The following is a 16,131-nucleotide window of genomic DNA, read 5'->3' as shown; positions in this document are numbered from 1 at the left end:
CTAATCCACCCCGAAGGGCTTCATCGTTCGACTTGCATGTGTTAAGCACGCCGCCAGCGTTCGTCCTGAGCCAGGATCAAACTCTCCGTGAATGTTTACCCGACAGTGCTTAATTAAAAGCGCGGGTGACACTCGCGTTGAGCGGGACAGTCAGGTCGGAATGTGACCGACTGTCCACAGCGTCCTCGCTGTGTTTTGTTTCAAAGGAACCTCGACCAACCGAAACCGGCTGGACGGGGTATCAACTAATCTGGCGTTGATTTTTGGCACGCTGTTGAGTTCTCAAGGTGCGGACGCTTCCTTCGTTCCTGTTTCCAGGCCCTCCGGGCGCTTCCTGCGCTTTCTTCGTTTCCGACTCTATCAGATCTTTCCGATCCGATTTCCTCGGTGCTTTCCGGTCCCTTTCGCTTTCGCTCCGGGCCCTTCCGGCGTTTCCGACTCTATCAGATCTTTCGGCGTCTGATTCCCAGTCAGGGGGGTTTGTCTTCCCGGCTGTTGGGCCGTTCCGACGTCCTGAACCTTAGCGGATTCCCTCGGCCGATTCATAATCGAGCCGTTCGAATTGAATTTCGGCACGCCGAAATTCATCCCGTGAGGGAGATCGTGCTGGGTTGAGGTGCCGCTATCGCGGCGGGATGGTTGTCGCAGAACCGTTCCGGCTCCGTGACAACTCGGAGAACACTACGCGTCCCCCAGGGGGGTGTCAACCCCCTCCCGCAGTCCCTCAGTCGAGGTCCGTGAGCCTGCCGCCGGCGTCGGGCTGGCTCAGCTCCACCCGGCGCAGGAGGCGGAGGAGGGCGTCGCCCAGGGCGCCGCGCTCCTCGGGCCTGAGGTCCTGGAGGAGCTCCTCCTCGAAGTCGGTGGCCATGCGCATCGCCTCCAGCCACTTCGTACGGCCCTCGTCGGTGAGCTCGACGATCACGCGGACGCGGTTGTTCTCGTCGCGGTCGCGGGTGACCAGGCCCTCGCCGGCCATGCGGTCGATGCGGTGGGTCATGGCGGCCGGGGTGAGCCCGAGGCGCTTGGCCAGCTCCCCCGGGCCCAGGCGGTAGGGGGCGCCGGCGAGGACGAGGGTCTTGAGGACCTCCCACTCCGCGTTGCTGATGCCGAGGTCGGCGAGCTGGCGGCCGTACGCCACGTTCATCCGGCGGTTCAGCCGGCCGAGGGCGGAGACCACCCGCTCCACCTGGGGGTCCAGGTCGCGGTACTCGCGCTGATAGGCGGCGATCTGCTCGTCGAGCGTCGGCTCCTGCGGCTGCTGCGAGGCGGGGCGCTCGGGGGTGTCGGACATGAGGGCGAGTATCCCACGGTCCTCGTTGGCGTTGAAGTCCTTCCATGTGTACTGTTAAGGATCGAACTTTAGTATTGAAGTCTTGAGGGTTCAGGCGTACACGCGCTGAACCCGCTACCGAAGTGGGTGAGTGTGACCAAGGCGAGGGGCGCCGCGATGCGCCGGATTCAGGCAGGCAGCGCGCTGAGCGCGTTCGGACTCGGCTTCACCGTGCCGTACCTCTATGTGTACGTGGCGCAGGTGCGGGATCTGGGCGCGACGACCGCGGGTGTGGTGCTGGCCGTCTTCGCCATGGCCGCGCTCGTGGTGCTGCCGTTCAGCGGACGGGCGATCGACCGGCGCGGGCCCGTACCGGTGCTGCTGGTCGCGTCCGGTCTGGCCGCGGTCGGTGCCGTGGGGATGGGGCTCGCGTCGAGCGTCCCGGCGGCCGTGGGCGCCGCCGCGCTGCTCGGTGCGGGGACCGCGGTGCTCCAGCCGGCGCTCGCCACGATGATCGTGTGGTGCTCCGAGCCGGTCGGCCGGACCCGCGCCTTCGCGCTCCAGTTCTTCCTCCAGAACCTCGGCCTGGGTCTCGGCGGTCTCATCGGCGGCCTGCTCGTCGACGTGAGCAAGCCGGACAGCTTCCTGCTGCTCTTCTCGATCGAGGCCGTGATGTTCCTGGTGCTGGCCGCGGTGGTCGGCACCGTGCGGATGGCCGGTTCACCGGCGCTCCAGGACGCGCGACCCGCCGAGGGCGGCCGGGGCGGCGGGATCCGCGCGCTGCTGAGCCACAAGGCGATGGTGCAGCTGTGCGTGCTCGGCTTCGTCCTCTTCTTCGCCTGCTACGGACAGTTCGAGTCGGGTCTGGCCGCGTACGGCACCGAGGCCGCCGGCATCGCGCCCTCGACGCTCGGCATCGCGCTGGCCGCCAACACGGCCGTGATCGTGCTGGCGCAGTTCCTGGTGCTGAAGTTCGTGGAGCGCCGCAAGCGCACCCGGGTGATCGCGGCCGTGGGCCTGATCTGGGCGCTGGCGTGGATCATCGCCGGGTACGCGGGCCTCGGGCACGGCAGCCAGGCGATGGCGACGGCCGCGTTCGTGTCCACGTACGCGCTCTTCGGTCTGGGCGAGGCGATGCTGTCGCCGACCGTGGCGCCGCTGGTGGCCGATCTGGCGCCGGAGTCCATGGTGGGCTCGTACAACTCGGCCTTCGCCCTGGTGAAGCAGCTGGCGCTGGCGGTCGGGCCCGCGGTGGGCGGTCCGATGGGCGCGGCGCTGCACGGCCCGTACATCGTGACCTTCGTGCTGTTCTCGCTCCTCGTCACCGTGCTCGCGGTCCGGCTGGGCAAGCAGCTCACGCCGGCGCAGAACCAGCCGTCGCTCGCCGCGAAGCCGTCCCTGGTCGTGGCGCAGCACCAGCCGGAGAAGGAGACCGCCGCCGCTGCCTAGTCGGGCAGGGCGAACTCGCACCACACCGCTTTGCCGCCGCCAGGAGTGCGGCGGCTCCCCCAGGACGAGGCGATCGTCGCGATGATGGAGATCCCGCGACCCGCCTCGTCCTCCGTTTCCGCCCTGCGGCGGCGCGGCAGGTGGTCGTCCCCGTCGGTGACCTCGATGATCAGGCGGCGGTCGGTGCGGCGCAGCCGCAGGCGCATGGGCGGGGTGCCGTGCTGGAGGCTGTTGGCGACGAGCTCGCTGGTGGCGAGGACGCCGAGGTCGCGGAGTTCCACGGGGAAGCGCCAGGAGGAGAGGACTCCGGAGGCGAAGGCACGCGCGCGTGGGGCGGCCTCGACGCCGCCGAGGAGTTCGAGGGCCGCGTTGTGGAACAGCTCGGCGTCGGCGCCGTCCCGGGCGGGGTGCTGGACGACGAGGACGGCGACGTCGTCGTCGTGTTCGGCGGTGACGCCGAGGGCGCGGAGCAGCCGGCCGCAGATCACCTGGGGGGTGCCGCTGGCGCCGGCGAGCGCGCGGGCGAGGGCTTCGACGCCCTCGTCGATGTCCTCGCGGCGGCGCTCGACCAGGCCGTCGGTGTAGAGGACGGCGGTGGAGCCGGGGGGCAGGGCGATGGAGCCGGAGGCGTGCAGCCAGCCGCCGGTGCCGAGCGGGGGTCCGGTGGGGTCGCCGGCCTTGCGGACGGTGCCGTCCTCGTCGCGGACGAGGATCGGGAGGTGGCCGGCGGAGGCGTAGACGAGCTTGCCCTCGTTGGGGTCGTGGACGGCGTAGACGCAGGTGGCGATCTGGCTGGCGTCGATCTCGGCGGCGAGGCCGTCGAGGAGCTGGAGGACCTCGTGCGGGGGCAGGTCCAGGCGCGCGTAGGCCCGGACGGCGGTGCGGAGCTGGCCCATGACGGCGGCGGCGCGGACGCCTCGGCCCATGACGTCGCCGATGACGAGGGCGGTGCGGCCGGCGCCGAGGGTGATGACGTCGTACCAGTCGCCGCCCACGGCGGCGTCGGCGACGCCGGGCTGGTAGGTGGCGGCGATCCGCAGGTCGTCGGGCTGCTCCAGCTCCTGCGGGAGGAGGGAGCGCTGGAGGGTGACGGCGGTCTCGCGCTGGCGGCGCTCGCTGGCGCGGAGCCGCTCGGCGGCCTCGGCGTGGTCGGTGACGTCGGCGGCGTGGACGAGGACGCCGGCGCCTTCGAGGTGCGGGCTGTCGACGGGCAGGCAGGTGACCGTGTACGAGCCTCCGTCCGCGGTGCGGCGGGACTTCACGGTACGGGGCTTGCCGCTGCGGAGGACCTGGTCGAGGAGGGGCAGCAGGCCGAGCTCCTCGGCCTCGGGGCAGGTGGCGGCGACGGTGGCGCCCGGGGTGCGGGGGCCGAAGGCGGAGGCGTACGCCTCGTTGACGTACGCGATGCGGTGCTCGGGGCCGTACACGAGGGCGACGAGGCCGGGGAGGCGGCCGAGGAGGTCCCGTACGGAGAAGTCCTCCAGGGCGGGGACCTCGGTGTCCACGGTGTCCTCCGCGGGCTCGGGGCCCTCTGCGCCGTCGGCGAGCTCGGTGGGGCGCTCCGACCGGGGACCGTACTCACCGCGGGCGGCGGGCACGGAGCCTTCGGTCCCTCGCGCCGCGCGGCGCTGCGTACCGGGGAGCCGGGCGCTCCAACGGGTGAAGTTCACGGATCTGTATGCCTCGTGGTGTCGGTGCCGTGCGGAGTCACGCTGTGCAGGTGTGAGCCCACCTATGGTCACACGTCCAGTGTGGACGAGTGCACTGACAGTGATGTCAGGAGGACGGCTTGTCGTTCCCGTCGGAGCCGGTCTCGGGGGGCGGAGGGGGTGGGGCGGCCGCGAGTTCGAACTCGGCCCGGGGGTGTTCCAGGGAGCCGAGGGAGACGATCTCGCGCTTGAAGAGGCCGGAGAGGGTCCACTCGGCGAGGACGCGGGCCTTCCGGTTCGCGGTGGGCATCCGGCTGAGGTGGTAGGCGCGGTGCATGAGCCACGCCGGGTAGCCCTTGAGCTTGCGCCCGTACACATGGGCGACGCCCTTGTGGAGGCCGAGGGAGGCGACGGAACCGGCGTACGCGTGCGCGTACTCCTTGAGCGGCCGGTCGTGGAGGGAGGCGGCGAGGTTCTCGGCGAGGACCTTGGCCTGGCGGACGGCGTGCTGGGCGTTGGGGGCGCAGGGGGTGCCGGGTTCCTTCGCGGTGACGTCGGGGACGGCGGCGGCGTCGCCGGCCGCCCACGCGTGCGGGGTGCCCTCCACGGAGAGGTGGGCGGTGCAGCGGATCCGGCCGCGCTCGTCGAGGGGGAGGTCGGTGGCGGCGAGCAGCGGGGCGGGTTTGACGCCGGCGGTCCACACGACGGTCCGGGTGGGCAGGCGGGTGCCGTCGCTGAGGACGGCGACGCGGTCCTCGCAGCTGTCGAGGCGGGTGTCGAGGCGGACGTCGACGTTGCGGCCGCGGAGCTCGCGGACCGCGTACCCGCCCATCTCGTCGCCGACCTCGGGGAGGATCCGCCCGGCGGCCTCGACGAGGACCCATCTCAGGTCCTCCGGCTTGACGTTGTGGTAGTAGCGGGTGGCGTACCGGGCCATGTCCTCCAGTTCGGCGAGGGCCTCCACGCCCGCGTACCCGCCGCCGACGAAGACGAAGGTGAGGGCGGCGTCGCGGAGGGCCGGGTCGCGGGTGGAGGAGGCGATGTCGAGCTGTTCCAGGACGTGGTTGCGCAGGCCGATGGCCTCCTCGACGGTCTTGAAGCCGATGCCGTGCTCGGCGAGGCCGGGGACCGGGAGGGTGCGGGAGACCGAGCCGGGGGCGAGGACCAGTTCGTCGTAGGTGAGGGCGACCGGGCCCGCGCCCTCCTCGTCGGTGGCGAGGGTGGTGAGGATCGCGGTGCGCTTGGCGTGGTCGATGGACTCGACCTCGCCGATGAGGAGGCGGCAGCGGTCCAGGACGCGGCGGAGCGGGACGACGACGTGGCGCGGGGAGAGGGAGCCGGCGGCGGCCTCGGGGAGGAACGGCTGGTACGTCATGTACGGGTCGGGGGTGACCACCACGATCTCGGCGGCGCCGCCGGCGAGCTCGGTCCTGAGCTGCCGCTGGAGGCGCAGCGCGGTGTACATGCCGACGTAGCCACCGCCGACCACGAGAATGCGCGCAGGTTCGGTCACCGTCCCATGAGGCATCGCCGTCCGGGGTTTGTCCACAGGCCCGGCGAATTGTGTGACCGGAGGGATGTGGAGGCGCGGGGTGGCGCGCGCGACGCGCCCGGGCGCAACGGTGCAGGTCACGGCGGGCGTGAGCGGTGGGTCAGGGGGTGGGAAACGGGTGGCTTCGGCGCCTTGCTCCGATCGGGGGGCGCACCGTACGGAACTCCCCCTTCTGAATTGACCCGGACTCAACTATGTTCGTAGTTCGTCGGGGTGTCGGGTCGGCGTGCGCGCGGACCGCAGGCGCACACCGGCCGGGAGCCCCGTATCAGGGCGGGGAGTCTCCGGGGGGAGACATCATGAGCGGGGGAACGCTTATGCAGATTCAGGATTCTCGTTGGCAGTCCGTCGTCGGGGCGGAGCGCGACGACCGGAGTGCGGGGCCCGTGGCCTCCGTGCCGGCAGTCGCCGGCGCGCTGTCCGGCGGCACCGTCGCGGGCACCGGCACCGTCGTGGGCGGTCCGGTGGCGGGCGGGCGCGCGGCGCCGCTGCGGGTGGACGCGCAGCGCAATCTGGAGCACGTGCTCCGTGCCGCGCGTGAGGTCTTCGGCGAACTCGGTTACGGGGCGCCGATGGAGGACGTGGCACGGCGCGCCCGCGTGGGCGTGGGCACCGTGTACCGGCGCTTCCCCAGCAAGGACGTGCTGGTGCGGCGGATAGCCGAGGAGGAGACCTCGCGGCTGACCGAGCAGGCGCGTGCCGCGCTCGGGCAGGAGGACGAGCCGTGGTCGGCGCTCTCCCGGTTCCTGCGCACCTCGGTCGCCTCGGGTGCCGGGCGGCTGCTGCCGCCGCAGGTGCTGCGGGTCGGTGTCGACGAGCCGTCGGCCGTGGACGGGGACGGCGAGGGCGCGGCCCGGGTGCCGTACCAGCGCGGTCTCGGCGAGCAGGCGGACGCGCGCGTGGTCGCGCCGCGCGCGGTGCCGGTGGACGAGCGGGACGACGCCGGTGCGGCGGAGCTGCTGGAGGTCGTCGGCCGGCTGGTCGACCGGGCCCGTGAGGCGGGTGAGCTGCGGACGGACGTGACCGTGGCGGACGTCCTGCTGGTCATCGCCACCGCGGCCCCGGCCCTGCCGGACGCGGCCCAGCAGGCGGCGGCCTCGGCCCGACTCCTGGACATCCTGCTGGAGGGCCTGCGGTCGCGGTAGCGCGCTGGGGCGGGTTGCGCGCTCGGGCGGGTTGCGTGCCACGGCCGGTGACGCTGTCCGGCGGGTGGCGCGCTCCGGGCGGTGGCGTGCTCCGGCCGGTCACGCGCTCCGGCGGGTGGCGTGCTCCAGCCGGTGACTCGCTTCGGCAGGTGACGCGCTCCAGCCGGTGACGTGCTCCGGCCGGTCACGCGCTCCGGCGGGTGGCGCGCTCCGGCGCGCGTGGGTCCGCCGGTTCTCTGGGCCGGGTGGACCAGCGCGTAGGACACGAACGTGTGAGCGGTCACGCCGGGGTGCGTGAAGTCGCCCCGGACGAGTGGTAAGTGGACGCGGCGCTTCGGCGTGCCCGCGCCGTGTGGCAGGCTGAGTCGGTGTTCGGGTCTGCGCATGCGTACGGGGGCTTCCGCGATGAGCGGTGACGGTCGGGACGATCCGCTGGGCGGCGGCGGTGCCACGGAATCCGACGGCCCGACCGCCCGTCAGGTACCGAGCCAGGGAGGCCCCGCCGGAGTCGCCACCGGCGGCCCCGGATCGCCCCAGGGACCCGGCGGACCGAGCGTCCCGCCGCAGCGCGAGGGCAAGGCGGCCGGGACCGCGCGGGGCACGGGCGCCGCGCCGCGCACCGTACCGGACACCGGCCCCGACGGCGTACCCGATCCGCTCCAGGACACCGGCCGGCCCGCGGACGACGACGGCGGCGAGGGCGTGCTGCCGCCGCCCCGGGAGCTGCCGCCCGCCGACTCCGACCTGATCCGGCGCATGCGGGACGGCGACGACTCCGCGTACGAGGAGCTGTTCCGCCGCCACTCGGAGGCCGTACGCCGCTACGCCAGGACCTGCTGCCGGGACGCGCACACCGCCGACGACCTCACCGCCGAGGTCTTCGCCCGCACCCTCCAGGCCGTCCGCGGCGGTGCCGGGCCCGAACAGGCCGTCCGCGCCTATCTGATGACCACCGTCCGGCGGGTCGGCGCGAGCTGGGCCAAGACCCAGAAGCGCGAGCACCTCGTCGAGGACTTCGCCGTCTTCGCCGCCGACGCCGCCCGCTCCTCCGAGGTCTCCGACCAGGACACCCTGGACCTCGGCGCCGAGGTCCGGGCCATGCAGGAGGCCGAACAGTCGCTGGCCATACAGGCGTTCCGCTCGCTGCCCGAGCGCTGGCAGGCCGTCCTGTGGCACACCACCGTCGAGGAGGAGTCGCCCAGCGACGTCGCCCCCCTCTTCGGCCTGACCGCCAACGCCACGGCCGTGCTCGCCAGCCGCGCCCGCGAGGGCCTCAAGCAGGCGTACCTCCAGGCGCACGTCAGCCAGGCCCTCACGGCCGGCGGCGACTGCGCCCGGTACGCGGACCGGCTCGGCGCCTACGCGCGCGGGGGACTGCGGATGCGGGCCGAGCGCGGCCTGCGCAAGCACCTGGACGAGTGCGCCAAGTGCCGGGTCGCCGCGGGCGAACTCGCCCACGTCAACGCCGGGATCCCGGCGCTGCTCCCGATCGCGGTCATCGGCTGGTTCGCCGCCGGGTACTCCCTCAAGGCCGCCGGCATCGTCGCCGGCGGCGCGGTGGGCGCGGCCGGCGCGGGTGCCGCGGCGGCCGCCACGGGCGGGACGACGTCCGGCGCCACGGGCGGCGCGGCCACGGGCGGCGCCGCTTCGTCCGGGGCAGCCTCGGGAGGGGCGGCCTCGGGAGGGGCCGGTTCGGGCGGGGCAGCCTCGGGAGGGGCCGGATCGTCAGGGGCCGCCGCCGAAGGGCTCGGCGCGCCCGTGAAGGTCGGGATCGCGGCGGCGGCGGCCGTCGCCGCGGCGGCCGGACTCGTCTGGGCGATGGCCGGCGACCCGCAGCCCGCCGCCGCGCCCCGGCCGGTGCCGACGACCGTCGCGCCCGTCGCGCCGGCCGAGCCCCCGCCGCCCGCGGCGAAGCCCTCGCCCAAGCCCACTCCGCCTCCGCCGCCCGCTCCGGAGCCCACCACTCCGCCGCCCCCTCCGGAGCCGACGCCCACCCCGACGCCGAAGCCTGTGGTGACGAAGCCGGTGGTCAAGCCGTCGCCCCAGCCGAAGCCCGTGGTGACGAAGCCGACGACCCCGCCGCCGAGCCCCACGCCGAGCCCGAAGCCCACCCCCAGCCCCACTCCCAGCCCCACACCGAGCCCCACCCCGCCCCCGACGACGCCTCCCCCGCCGTCGCCCGCGCCCGTCGTCTACCAGGTCGACCGGCTGAACTACTCGGCCTTCGGCGACGGCACCGAGCCCGAGGTCGTCCTGGGGGACGGCGGTTGGATGTGGCCGCGCCAGGGCCTGTCGATCGCCGACAGCACGTACGCGTACGGGGTGAGCGTGCACGCCCCGTCCTCGCTGCTCATCCAGCTCAACCGGGAGTGCGCGCGGTACGACGCGCTGGTCGGCGTCGACGACCTGAGCCTCCCGCTCAGGCGCGGCGGGGTCCGCTTCTCCGTGTACGGGGACGGGGAGCGGCTCTGGCGGTCGCCGGTGGTGCGGCCGGGCGACCCGGCGATCCCGGTCCGGGTGGACCTCGGCGGACGCTCCACGCTGCGGCTCGTGGTGGAGGAGCACACGCCGTTCGGGCGGGCCGCCGTGGCGGACTGGGCGGAGTCCCGGATCACCTGTTCCTGACCGGCGCGCCGCCGGCTCCGGCGGTGTACGGCTCCGTCAGGGCCAGGACGTCCTCCGGGCCGAGGAGGGCGCCGGCCGCGCGGGCGGCGGCGAGGCCGTCCTCGCCGAGCGCGGCCCGGCAGGCGGCGGCGACCGTCCCGGCCTCGCGCCGTTCGGGGACCGAGCGGGGGATGTCCTGCCGCCAGGTCTCGACGGCGGCGGCCACGCGCGCGCAGCGGGCCGCGTCCCCGGCCCGGTGCAGGGCGAAGACGAGCCCCTCGGCGAGGCCGATCACGATGACGTCCGCGCAGTGGCCGGTGAGGGCGGCGCGCAGGGCCTCGGCGGCGGCCGTGACGGCCGGCGCGCCCGCGCCCTCCATGGCCTCGATCCGGGCGACGAACCCGTCCAGGGCGATGGCGAAGTGCGGCGGCGGGGTGCCGTTGCGGATGTGGGCGCCGGCCGAACCGATCGAGGCACGCGCGCGTGCGGTGTCTCCGCGGTCGAGGGCGAGGACGGCGCGCATGAAGTCCACGTAGGCGAGGGCGTCCTTGATGCGGAGCCGCTCGGCCTCCCGCGCGGCCTCGTCGAGACCGAGCTCGGCGGCGGCCGTGTCCCCGTCGCGGTAGGTGACCTCGGCGAGCCGGGCGATGAGGAACGGGGTCTCGGCGTGGGCGCCGACCTCGCGGGCGAGCCCGAGGGCCTCCTCGTACGCCTCCCTGGCCTCGTCGCGGCGGCCCCGCATCATGTTCGCCTCGGCGGCGGCCGAGGCGACCTGGGCGCCCATCCACCGGTCGCCGACCCGGCGGGCGAGGACGCGGAGCTCGGCCACGTCCTCGTCGACGCCCTCCATGCCGCCCGGCATGTCCACGACCATGTGGGTGCGGAACATCAGGCTGACCCCGATCTCCCAGTCGCCGCCGTACCGGCGGCAGGTGGCGAGGCCCGAGTCGAGGAGGGCGCGGACCGTCGGCGGGTCCTCGGTGAGGTACGCGGTGAACGGCCAGAGCAGGCCCGGGAAGCGGGCGGACTCCGGGCCCGGGTCCTTGGCGAAGGCGTCCCGGACGCGGCCGACGAGCGCGAGCGCGTCGGCGTCCTGGAGGAGGTCGCCGGTGTACATGTTCTCGTCCTCCATGGCGAGGAAGAACGAGAGCATCCGCAGGTGCATGCGCGGCCAGTGGCGGGGGTCGGCCGGGTCGGCCGGGTCCTCCCCCAGGGCGAGGGCGCGCCGGGTCCAGGCGAGGCCCTCCGGGCGGTAGTTGCGCAGCCACCAGAACCAGCCCATGGCGAAGACGAGCCGGAGTCCCGTGCGCTCGTCGGGGGTCGTGGCGAGGGTGCGGTGGAGGGCGGCCCGGATGTTGTCGAGGTCCCGTTCGAGCCGGTCGATCCAGGGCAGTTGCTCGCCGGAGCGGAGCTTCGGCTCGGCCTCCTCGGCGAGGGCCGTGAAGTGCGCGGTGTGGGCCGCCTCGGCGGACGCGAGCAGGGCCGGGGTCTCGGCGGCGCGCTCGGAGGCGTACTCGTGGATGGTCTCCAGGAGGCGGTAGCGCATCGCGCCGTCGTCGGTGGGGGTGGCGACGACGAGGGACTTGTCGACGAGGGCGCCGAGGGTGGTGAGGGTGTCGGTGCCGCCGGTCGGGGGTTCGGGGTGGGCGGTGTCCGGCGCCGGCGCGTTGATGGCCTCTGTGGCGTCGACGGCCTCTGCGGCCGGGAGGTCCCAGCCGCCGGTGAAGACGGAGACCCTGCGGAGCAGGGTCCGTTCGGCCGGGTCGAGCAGGTCCCAGGACCAGTCGACGACCGCGCGGAGGGTCTGCTGGCGGGGCCGGAGGGTGCGGGCGCCGGAGCTGAGGAGCCGGAAGCGGTCGTCGAGCCGGTCGGCGATCTGGCGCGGGGTGAGCAGCCGGAGGCGGGCGGCGGCCAGTTCGATGGCGAGGGGCAGGCCGTCGAGCCGGCGGCAGATCTCCGCGACGGCGTCGCCGGCGTCCGCGTCGCGCGCGTGGTCCTGGTCGAAGGTGGGGCGGACGGCCCTGGCCCGCTCGGTGAAGAGCCGGTGCGCGGGGGCGGGCGGCAGCGGCTCGACCGGGCGGACGGTCTCGCCGGGGACGCCGAGCGGTTCGCGGCTGGTCGCGAGGACGCGCAGGTTCGGGCAGTGCGCGAGAAGGGTCTCGGTGAGGGCGGCGGCGGCGTCGATGACGTGCTCGCAGTTGTCGAGGACCAGGAGGAAGGAGGGGCGGTCGGCGAGGTGTTCGACGAGGTGGGCGGTGGGGTCGTCCTGGAGGGCGGTGCCGTCGCGGGTGATCAGGTTGATCTCGCGGAGGCGGAGCGCGGAGAGGACGGCGCCGGGGAGCGCGCCCGGGTCGTCGAGCGGGGCGAGTTCGGCGATCCACGCGTCGGGCCCGGCGACCTGCCGGGCGGCCTCCTCCGCGAGCCGCGTCTTCCCCGACCCGCCGGGCCCGGTGAGCGTGACGAGCCGGAAGCGGCCGAGGTCGGCCCGGAGCGCGGCGAGTTCGGGCTCCCGGCCGACGAAGGAGGTGAGGCGGGGACGGATGTTGCCGGTCTCGGGGGCGGGGAGGGGGGTGCGGTACGGGGCCGGTGCCGCCTGCCTCGGGGGAGCCGGGTCGGCGGGGGCGAGGAGGTCGCGGTGGAGGGCGGTCAGTTCGGGGCCGGGGTCGGCGCCGAGGGCGTCCGCGAGGGTGCGGCGGGCCGTCTCGTACGCGGCGAGCGCGTCCGCGTGCCGGCCCTCGGCCCGCAGGGCGTGGATGAGCTGCGCGTGGAAGCCCTCGTCGTACGGGTACGTGGTGGTCAGCTCGGTCAGTTCCGGTACGAGTCCGTCGACGGCGCCGCGCCGCAGGTCGGCCTCGACGCGCCGGCGCAGGGCGGCCAGGCGCTGCGCCTCGGGGCGGACGCCCGCCGGTCCGGGCAGGTCGGCGAGGGCGGGGCCGCGGAAGAGCCCCAGGGCGTCCCGCAGCAGGGCGGCGGCCTTCTCGGGGTCGCCCGAGTCGAGGAGGGCACCGGCGTCGGCGGCGCGGCGCTCGAACACGTACAGGTCGATGTCCTCCGGTCCGGCGGCGAGCCGGTAGCCGGGCCCCGGCGTGGCCTCGACGGCCTCCCGCCCGAGGATCCGGCGCAGCCGGGCGACGAGGGCCTGGAGGGCGGCGGGCGCGTCGAGCGGCGGCTCGTCCCCGTACACGTCGTCGACGAGCTCCCGGACCGGGGCGGCCCGTCCCCCGCGCAGCGCGAGCGCGGCCAGCAGCGCGCGCAGCCGCGCGCCCCCGAGGGGCAGGGCGACTCCGTCGGGTCCGAGGACCTCCGTGGTGCCGAGGATGAGATACCGCACCGCCCCATTCTTGCCCTCGGGCGGGAGGGGCGCCTCGGGGTTTCCCCGGGCGGGTCCGGAACGCGTACGGCGTTCAGAACTCGGCGGTATCCAAAGTGAAGCCGAGCGGGGCGGGGAGCGGGACCTCGGCCCCCAGCTTGTGGATGGACTTGTGGGTGTAGTCGTCGCCTTCGGGCTCGGAGCAGACGACGACCTCGTCGGCCTCTTTGTCGACGACCAGGTAGAGGGGGATCCCTCCGCGCGCGTACACCCGGTTCTTGAGGCCCCGGTCACGGCTCGCGGTCGCGGCGGAGGTGACCTCCGCGACGAGGAGGACGGGGTCGGGGCACTGCCAGGAGTGCTCGACGAGTTCCGAGACGGTCGACGCGTGCAGGCCGGTCCCGAGCGGGGTCACATGGATCTCCCCGTCCAGCAGCTCCACCCGGCTCCCCTCGGGTGCCTCGGCACACCGCAGCGCGAAGAGCCGCTCCACTGCGGCGACGGTGTCGGGGGTCATCGGCGGTCTCCTCCCGGGTACGGACAGGGAGATTCTGGCGTATCCCGACACGTGTCCGCGCGCGTATCCGCGCATGTCTCACCGCGCCGGCAGCGAGCGTGACGCCGGGATCAGGGGTCCCTGGACCGCGCGGGGGGCGCGGGGGGTGGCCGTGTCGGTCCAGCAGGAGCCCCGGCGGGCGAGGAGGCGGTGGAGCCAGAGTTCGGTGGAGACGAGGTCGGCGAGGCCGTCGAGGGGGACGCGGGCGCCGTCGGCCGCGGCGCGGAGGGCCTCGCGGACGGTGCCCGCCTCGATGAGCCCCGCGTCGGCGAGGAGCGGGGCCTCGAAGAGGGCCAGGAGGGTCGGGAGGGCGGCCCGCAGGCCCGCGCGGGCGGTGCCGGCGGGGACCGCCGGGTAGGGGGCGCCCCAGCCGGGCGGCAGGTCGCGGATGCCGGTGTCGGCGAGGACCGTGCGCAGCACGCCCGCACGCGCGTCGGGCTGGACCCGGAGCGCTTCGGGGAGGTCCCGGCAGGCGCGGACGACCTGGTTGTCGAGGAAGGGGGCGTGCAGCCGCTGGCCTCGGATCTCGGCGGCCTGTTCCAGGACCCGGTGGTCGGCCGCGGCCCGCGCGAGGGCCGCACGCGCGCGTGCCTCGCCGGGGCGCTGGACGGTCTGCGGCAGGGTGGCCGCCCGGTTCAGCCGGGCCGACACCTCGGCCAGCGCCTCCCCGGTCAGCCAGCGGGCCGCGGGGCCGGGCCGGGACCAGGCGAGGGCGGAGAGCGAGGCGGCCAGCGGGCCGTGGGTGTCGGCGGGGTCCCGGTTGGCGTCGAGGACGTGCCGCGCGGCGGACTCCAGTCCGGCCCGGTAGGGCGTACGGGCGAGCCTGCGCGCCGCGCGGTAGACGGTGACCGGCACCAGGAAGGCGCCCGCCGACGGTCCGGTCGCCTTGGCGAGGGCCGTGACCGGGCGGACCAGGGAGCGGCGCCTGCGGTCCATCAGCAGGTCGGCGAGGCGCGCCGGGTGGGCGTCCAGGACCTGCTTGGCGCCCAGTCCGGTGAAGTGGTCGGCGCTGCCTCCGGCGAGCCGCCTGCGGTGCCGTTCGGCGGTGACCAGGGCGGGCCCGGGCTCGTCGGTGAGCGGCCCGTCCAGGGTGGCGTACGGGAGGGCCTCCTCGCCCGCCGTGACGACGACGTGGCGCAGCCGGGGGTCCGCCGCCAGCTCCCGGGCGCGCTCCAGTTCGGCGGCCCGGCCGGGACCGGGTTTGGTGGCCAGGTCGTTGAAGGTGACCGCGAGCAGCCGCTCCCCCGCGCCCGCGTGCCCGAGGATCGTGCCGGGCACGCCGGGCAGTCCCGCGGCGAGCAGGGCGAGCGTGGCGGAGGCGCTGCCGCCGGACAGGTCGGCGCCGATGCCGGGCGCGGGGCCCGCGCCGCGGGCGGCCCGCCGGTCGGCGGGCCCCATCCCGGGGACGGGTCCGGGGTCCGGCGCGGGTGCCTCGGGCGCGTGCCGGGGGGCGGTGAGCCGGGCGCGTACGGACTCCACGAGCGCGTCCCTGACCGCCTCGACGGCCTGCCGGGGCTCGGCCTGCGGGGCGGCGACGGCGAGCGAGGCGACCGTCTCGTACCCGGCGATCTCCCGGGAGCCCTCGCGCAGGATCAGCGCGTGGCCCGGCGGGACGCGGCGGACGCCCTCGTACGGCGTCGAGTCGCGCAGCGCCTCCGGGGACTCGGGGCAGGCGAGCAGTGCGGCGAGGTGGCCGATGTCGAGCTGGGCCTCGACGAGGTCGGCGAGCGGGAGGGCGGCGGTGGCGTAGGCGGTGCCGCCCTCCCAGGGGGTGTGGAAGACGGGCCGGGCGCCCGCGAGGTCGCCGGTGACGGTGACCCGGCGGCCGGCCTTCACGACGGCCGTGTAGCTGCCGGGCCAGGCGGTGAGGTGGCGCAGGGCGCCGCCGCGCGCGGTGACGAGGCCGCGGCGGAGTTCGTCGTCCCCGGCGGCGCAGCAGCCGAGCACGGCGAGCCGGGTGCCGTCGTCGAGGCCGATCACCCGCACCTCGTCGGGGCGCCAGTCGCCGACCGCCCACAGCGGGTCGGGGTCGCCCCAGAGGAGCTGTGCGCCCACCGGCTGCACCGTGCGCCCCCCGACGTGCCCGCCGCTCTCGGCGTACGGGGGCGCCTGGGGCGGGACTCCGGAGCCGTACGCGCCGTACGCGCCGTGCGCGCCGTTCGCCGCTCCGGTGCGCGCTCCCGCGGCCGTGGCGTACCCCGCGGTGCCACTGCTCCAGCCCACCAGCCATCGCATCGGCGCCTCCACGTCCGTTTCGGTGGGGCCATGCTGCCATGACAACGGCGCACGGGGCGGAGTCCGGGTGCACGCGCGCGAAAGCCGAATGCGCCCCTGGCATGCGCCAGTTGGCGGGCGGGAATGCCCGGCGGGCTCCCGCGCGGCGCGCCGTACGGATCGGGTGCGGCTCGGGTCCGGCTCGGGTCCGGTCCGGGTCCGGTCCAGGTGCCGGGAGGATTCGGCCGGTTCTCGTCCCTGTCCGGAGGTTTGACCTGCCGTCGGGCACTGAAGGGATCAAGAAGACGACGGCCGTCCGCGCGGCCGCCCACGGCTGCCCGCGCCCGCCGGCGGCCCGGTTCTCGGCAGTCCGGGAGGCGAC

At 75.1% G+C, this 16,131-nt stretch carries 9 protein-coding genes and 1 rRNA gene; 3 read left to right on the top strand and 7 right to left on the bottom strand.

Annotated elements, in window-relative coordinates:
* Together ACFXMG_RS35605 and ACFXMG_RS35600 are read right to left on the bottom strand one after the other, a co-directional pair.
* A 16S ribosomal RNA gene (locus ACFXMG_RS35605) occupies nucleotides 1-92 on the bottom strand; the annotation flags it as partial.
* 632 nt (nucleotides 93-724) lie between these two features.
* Nucleotides 725-1,291, bottom strand: coding sequence for a MarR family winged helix-turn-helix transcriptional regulator (locus ACFXMG_RS35600; protein ID WP_383826405.1), 567 nt, complete (start codon nucleotides 1,289-1,291; stop codon nucleotides 725-727).
* A 156-nt stretch (nucleotides 1,292-1,447) separates the two neighbouring features.
* Between ACFXMG_RS35600 and ACFXMG_RS35595 the strand changes: the two genes are divergently transcribed.
* Nucleotides 1,448-2,719, top strand: coding sequence for an MFS transporter (locus tag ACFXMG_RS35595; protein ID WP_383826402.1), 1,272 nt, complete (start codon nucleotides 1,448-1,450; stop codon nucleotides 2,717-2,719).
* Here the strand turns inward: ACFXMG_RS35595 and ACFXMG_RS35590 are convergent.
* Together ACFXMG_RS35590 and ACFXMG_RS35585 are read right to left on the bottom strand one after the other, a co-directional pair.
* A complete protein-coding gene (locus ACFXMG_RS35590; RefSeq protein ID WP_383826400.1) occupies nucleotides 2,716-4,389 on the bottom strand; it encodes a SpoIIE family protein phosphatase in 1,674 nt (557 codons plus the stop codon). The genes ACFXMG_RS35595 and ACFXMG_RS35590 overlap by 4 nt on opposite strands.
* 106 nt (nucleotides 4,390-4,495) lie before the next feature.
* Nucleotides 4,496-5,896: an NAD(P)/FAD-dependent oxidoreductase gene (locus tag ACFXMG_RS35585; RefSeq protein ID WP_383826397.1), complete on the bottom strand. Its 1,401-nt coding sequence runs from the start codon at nucleotides 5,894-5,896 to the stop codon at nucleotides 4,496-4,498.
* Between the two features lie 341 nt (nucleotides 5,897-6,237).
* Between ACFXMG_RS35585 and ACFXMG_RS35580 the strand changes: the two genes are divergently transcribed.
* Nucleotides 6,238-7,065, top strand: coding sequence for a TetR/AcrR family transcriptional regulator (locus tag ACFXMG_RS35580; protein ID WP_383826394.1), 828 nt, complete (start codon nucleotides 6,238-6,240; stop codon nucleotides 7,063-7,065).
* A 405-nt stretch (nucleotides 7,066-7,470) separates the two neighbouring features.
* Complete coding sequence (locus ACFXMG_RS35575) at nucleotides 7,471-9,690, top strand: sigma-70 family RNA polymerase sigma factor (RefSeq protein ID WP_383826391.1); 2,220 nt, start codon at nucleotides 7,471-7,473, stop codon at nucleotides 9,688-9,690.
* Here ACFXMG_RS35575 and ACFXMG_RS35570 read toward each other — a convergent pair.
* The 3 genes from ACFXMG_RS35570 to ACFXMG_RS35560 all read right to left on the bottom strand — a co-directional run bounded on the left by ACFXMG_RS35570 (nucleotide 9,677) and on the right by ACFXMG_RS35560 (nucleotide 15,770).
* Nucleotides 9,677-13,000: an ATP-binding protein gene (locus tag ACFXMG_RS35570; RefSeq protein WP_383826389.1), complete on the bottom strand. Its 3,324-nt coding sequence runs from the start codon at nucleotides 12,998-13,000 to the stop codon at nucleotides 9,677-9,679. The genes ACFXMG_RS35575 and ACFXMG_RS35570 overlap by 14 nt on opposite strands.
* Before the next feature lie 73 nt (nucleotides 13,001-13,073).
* On the bottom strand, nucleotides 13,074-13,496 hold the full coding sequence (locus ACFXMG_RS35565) for a Uma2 family endonuclease (RefSeq protein ID WP_383826387.1): 423 nt from the start codon (nucleotides 13,494-13,496) through the stop codon (nucleotides 13,074-13,076).
* A gap of 78 nt (nucleotides 13,497-13,574) precedes the next feature.
* The gene (locus ACFXMG_RS35560; protein ID WP_383826384.1) at nucleotides 13,575-15,770 is read right to left on the bottom strand and encodes an asparagine synthase-related protein; all 2,196 of its coding nucleotides are present in this window, start codon (nucleotides 15,768-15,770) and stop codon (nucleotides 13,575-13,577) included.
* Nucleotides 15,771-16,131: the final 361 nt, after the last annotated feature.

The sequence above is a fragment of the Streptomyces sp. NPDC059201 genome (assembly GCF_042754585.1).
Lineage (GTDB): Bacteria > Actinomycetota > Actinomycetes > Streptomycetales > Streptomycetaceae > Streptomyces.
Note: the sequence above shows the minus strand (reverse complement) of the source record. Positions and strands in the feature narration are given on the sequence as shown.

Coding starts and splice junctions, on each gene's coding strand:
- ACFXMG_RS35600 (WP_383826405.1), bottom strand. CDS start 1,291: ATGTCCGACACCCCCGAGCGCCCCGCCTCGCAGCAGCCGCAGGAGCCG.
- ACFXMG_RS35595 (WP_383826402.1), top strand. CDS start 1,448: ATGCGCCGGATTCAGGCAGGCAGCGCGCTGAGCGCGTTCGGACTCGGC.
- ACFXMG_RS35585 (WP_383826397.1), bottom strand. CDS start 5,896: ATGCCTCATGGGACGGTGACCGAACCTGCGCGCATTCTCGTGGTCGGC.
- ACFXMG_RS35580 (WP_383826394.1), top strand. CDS start 6,238: ATGCAGATTCAGGATTCTCGTTGGCAGTCCGTCGTCGGGGCGGAGCGC.
- ACFXMG_RS35575 (WP_383826391.1), top strand. CDS start 7,471: ATGAGCGGTGACGGTCGGGACGATCCGCTGGGCGGCGGCGGTGCCACG.
- ACFXMG_RS35565 (WP_383826387.1), bottom strand. CDS start 13,496: ATGACCCCCGACACCGTCGCCGCAGTGGAGCGGCTCTTCGCGCTGCGG.
- ACFXMG_RS35560 (WP_383826384.1), bottom strand. CDS start 15,770: ATGCGATGGCTGGTGGGCTGGAGCAGTGGCACCGCGGGGTACGCCACG.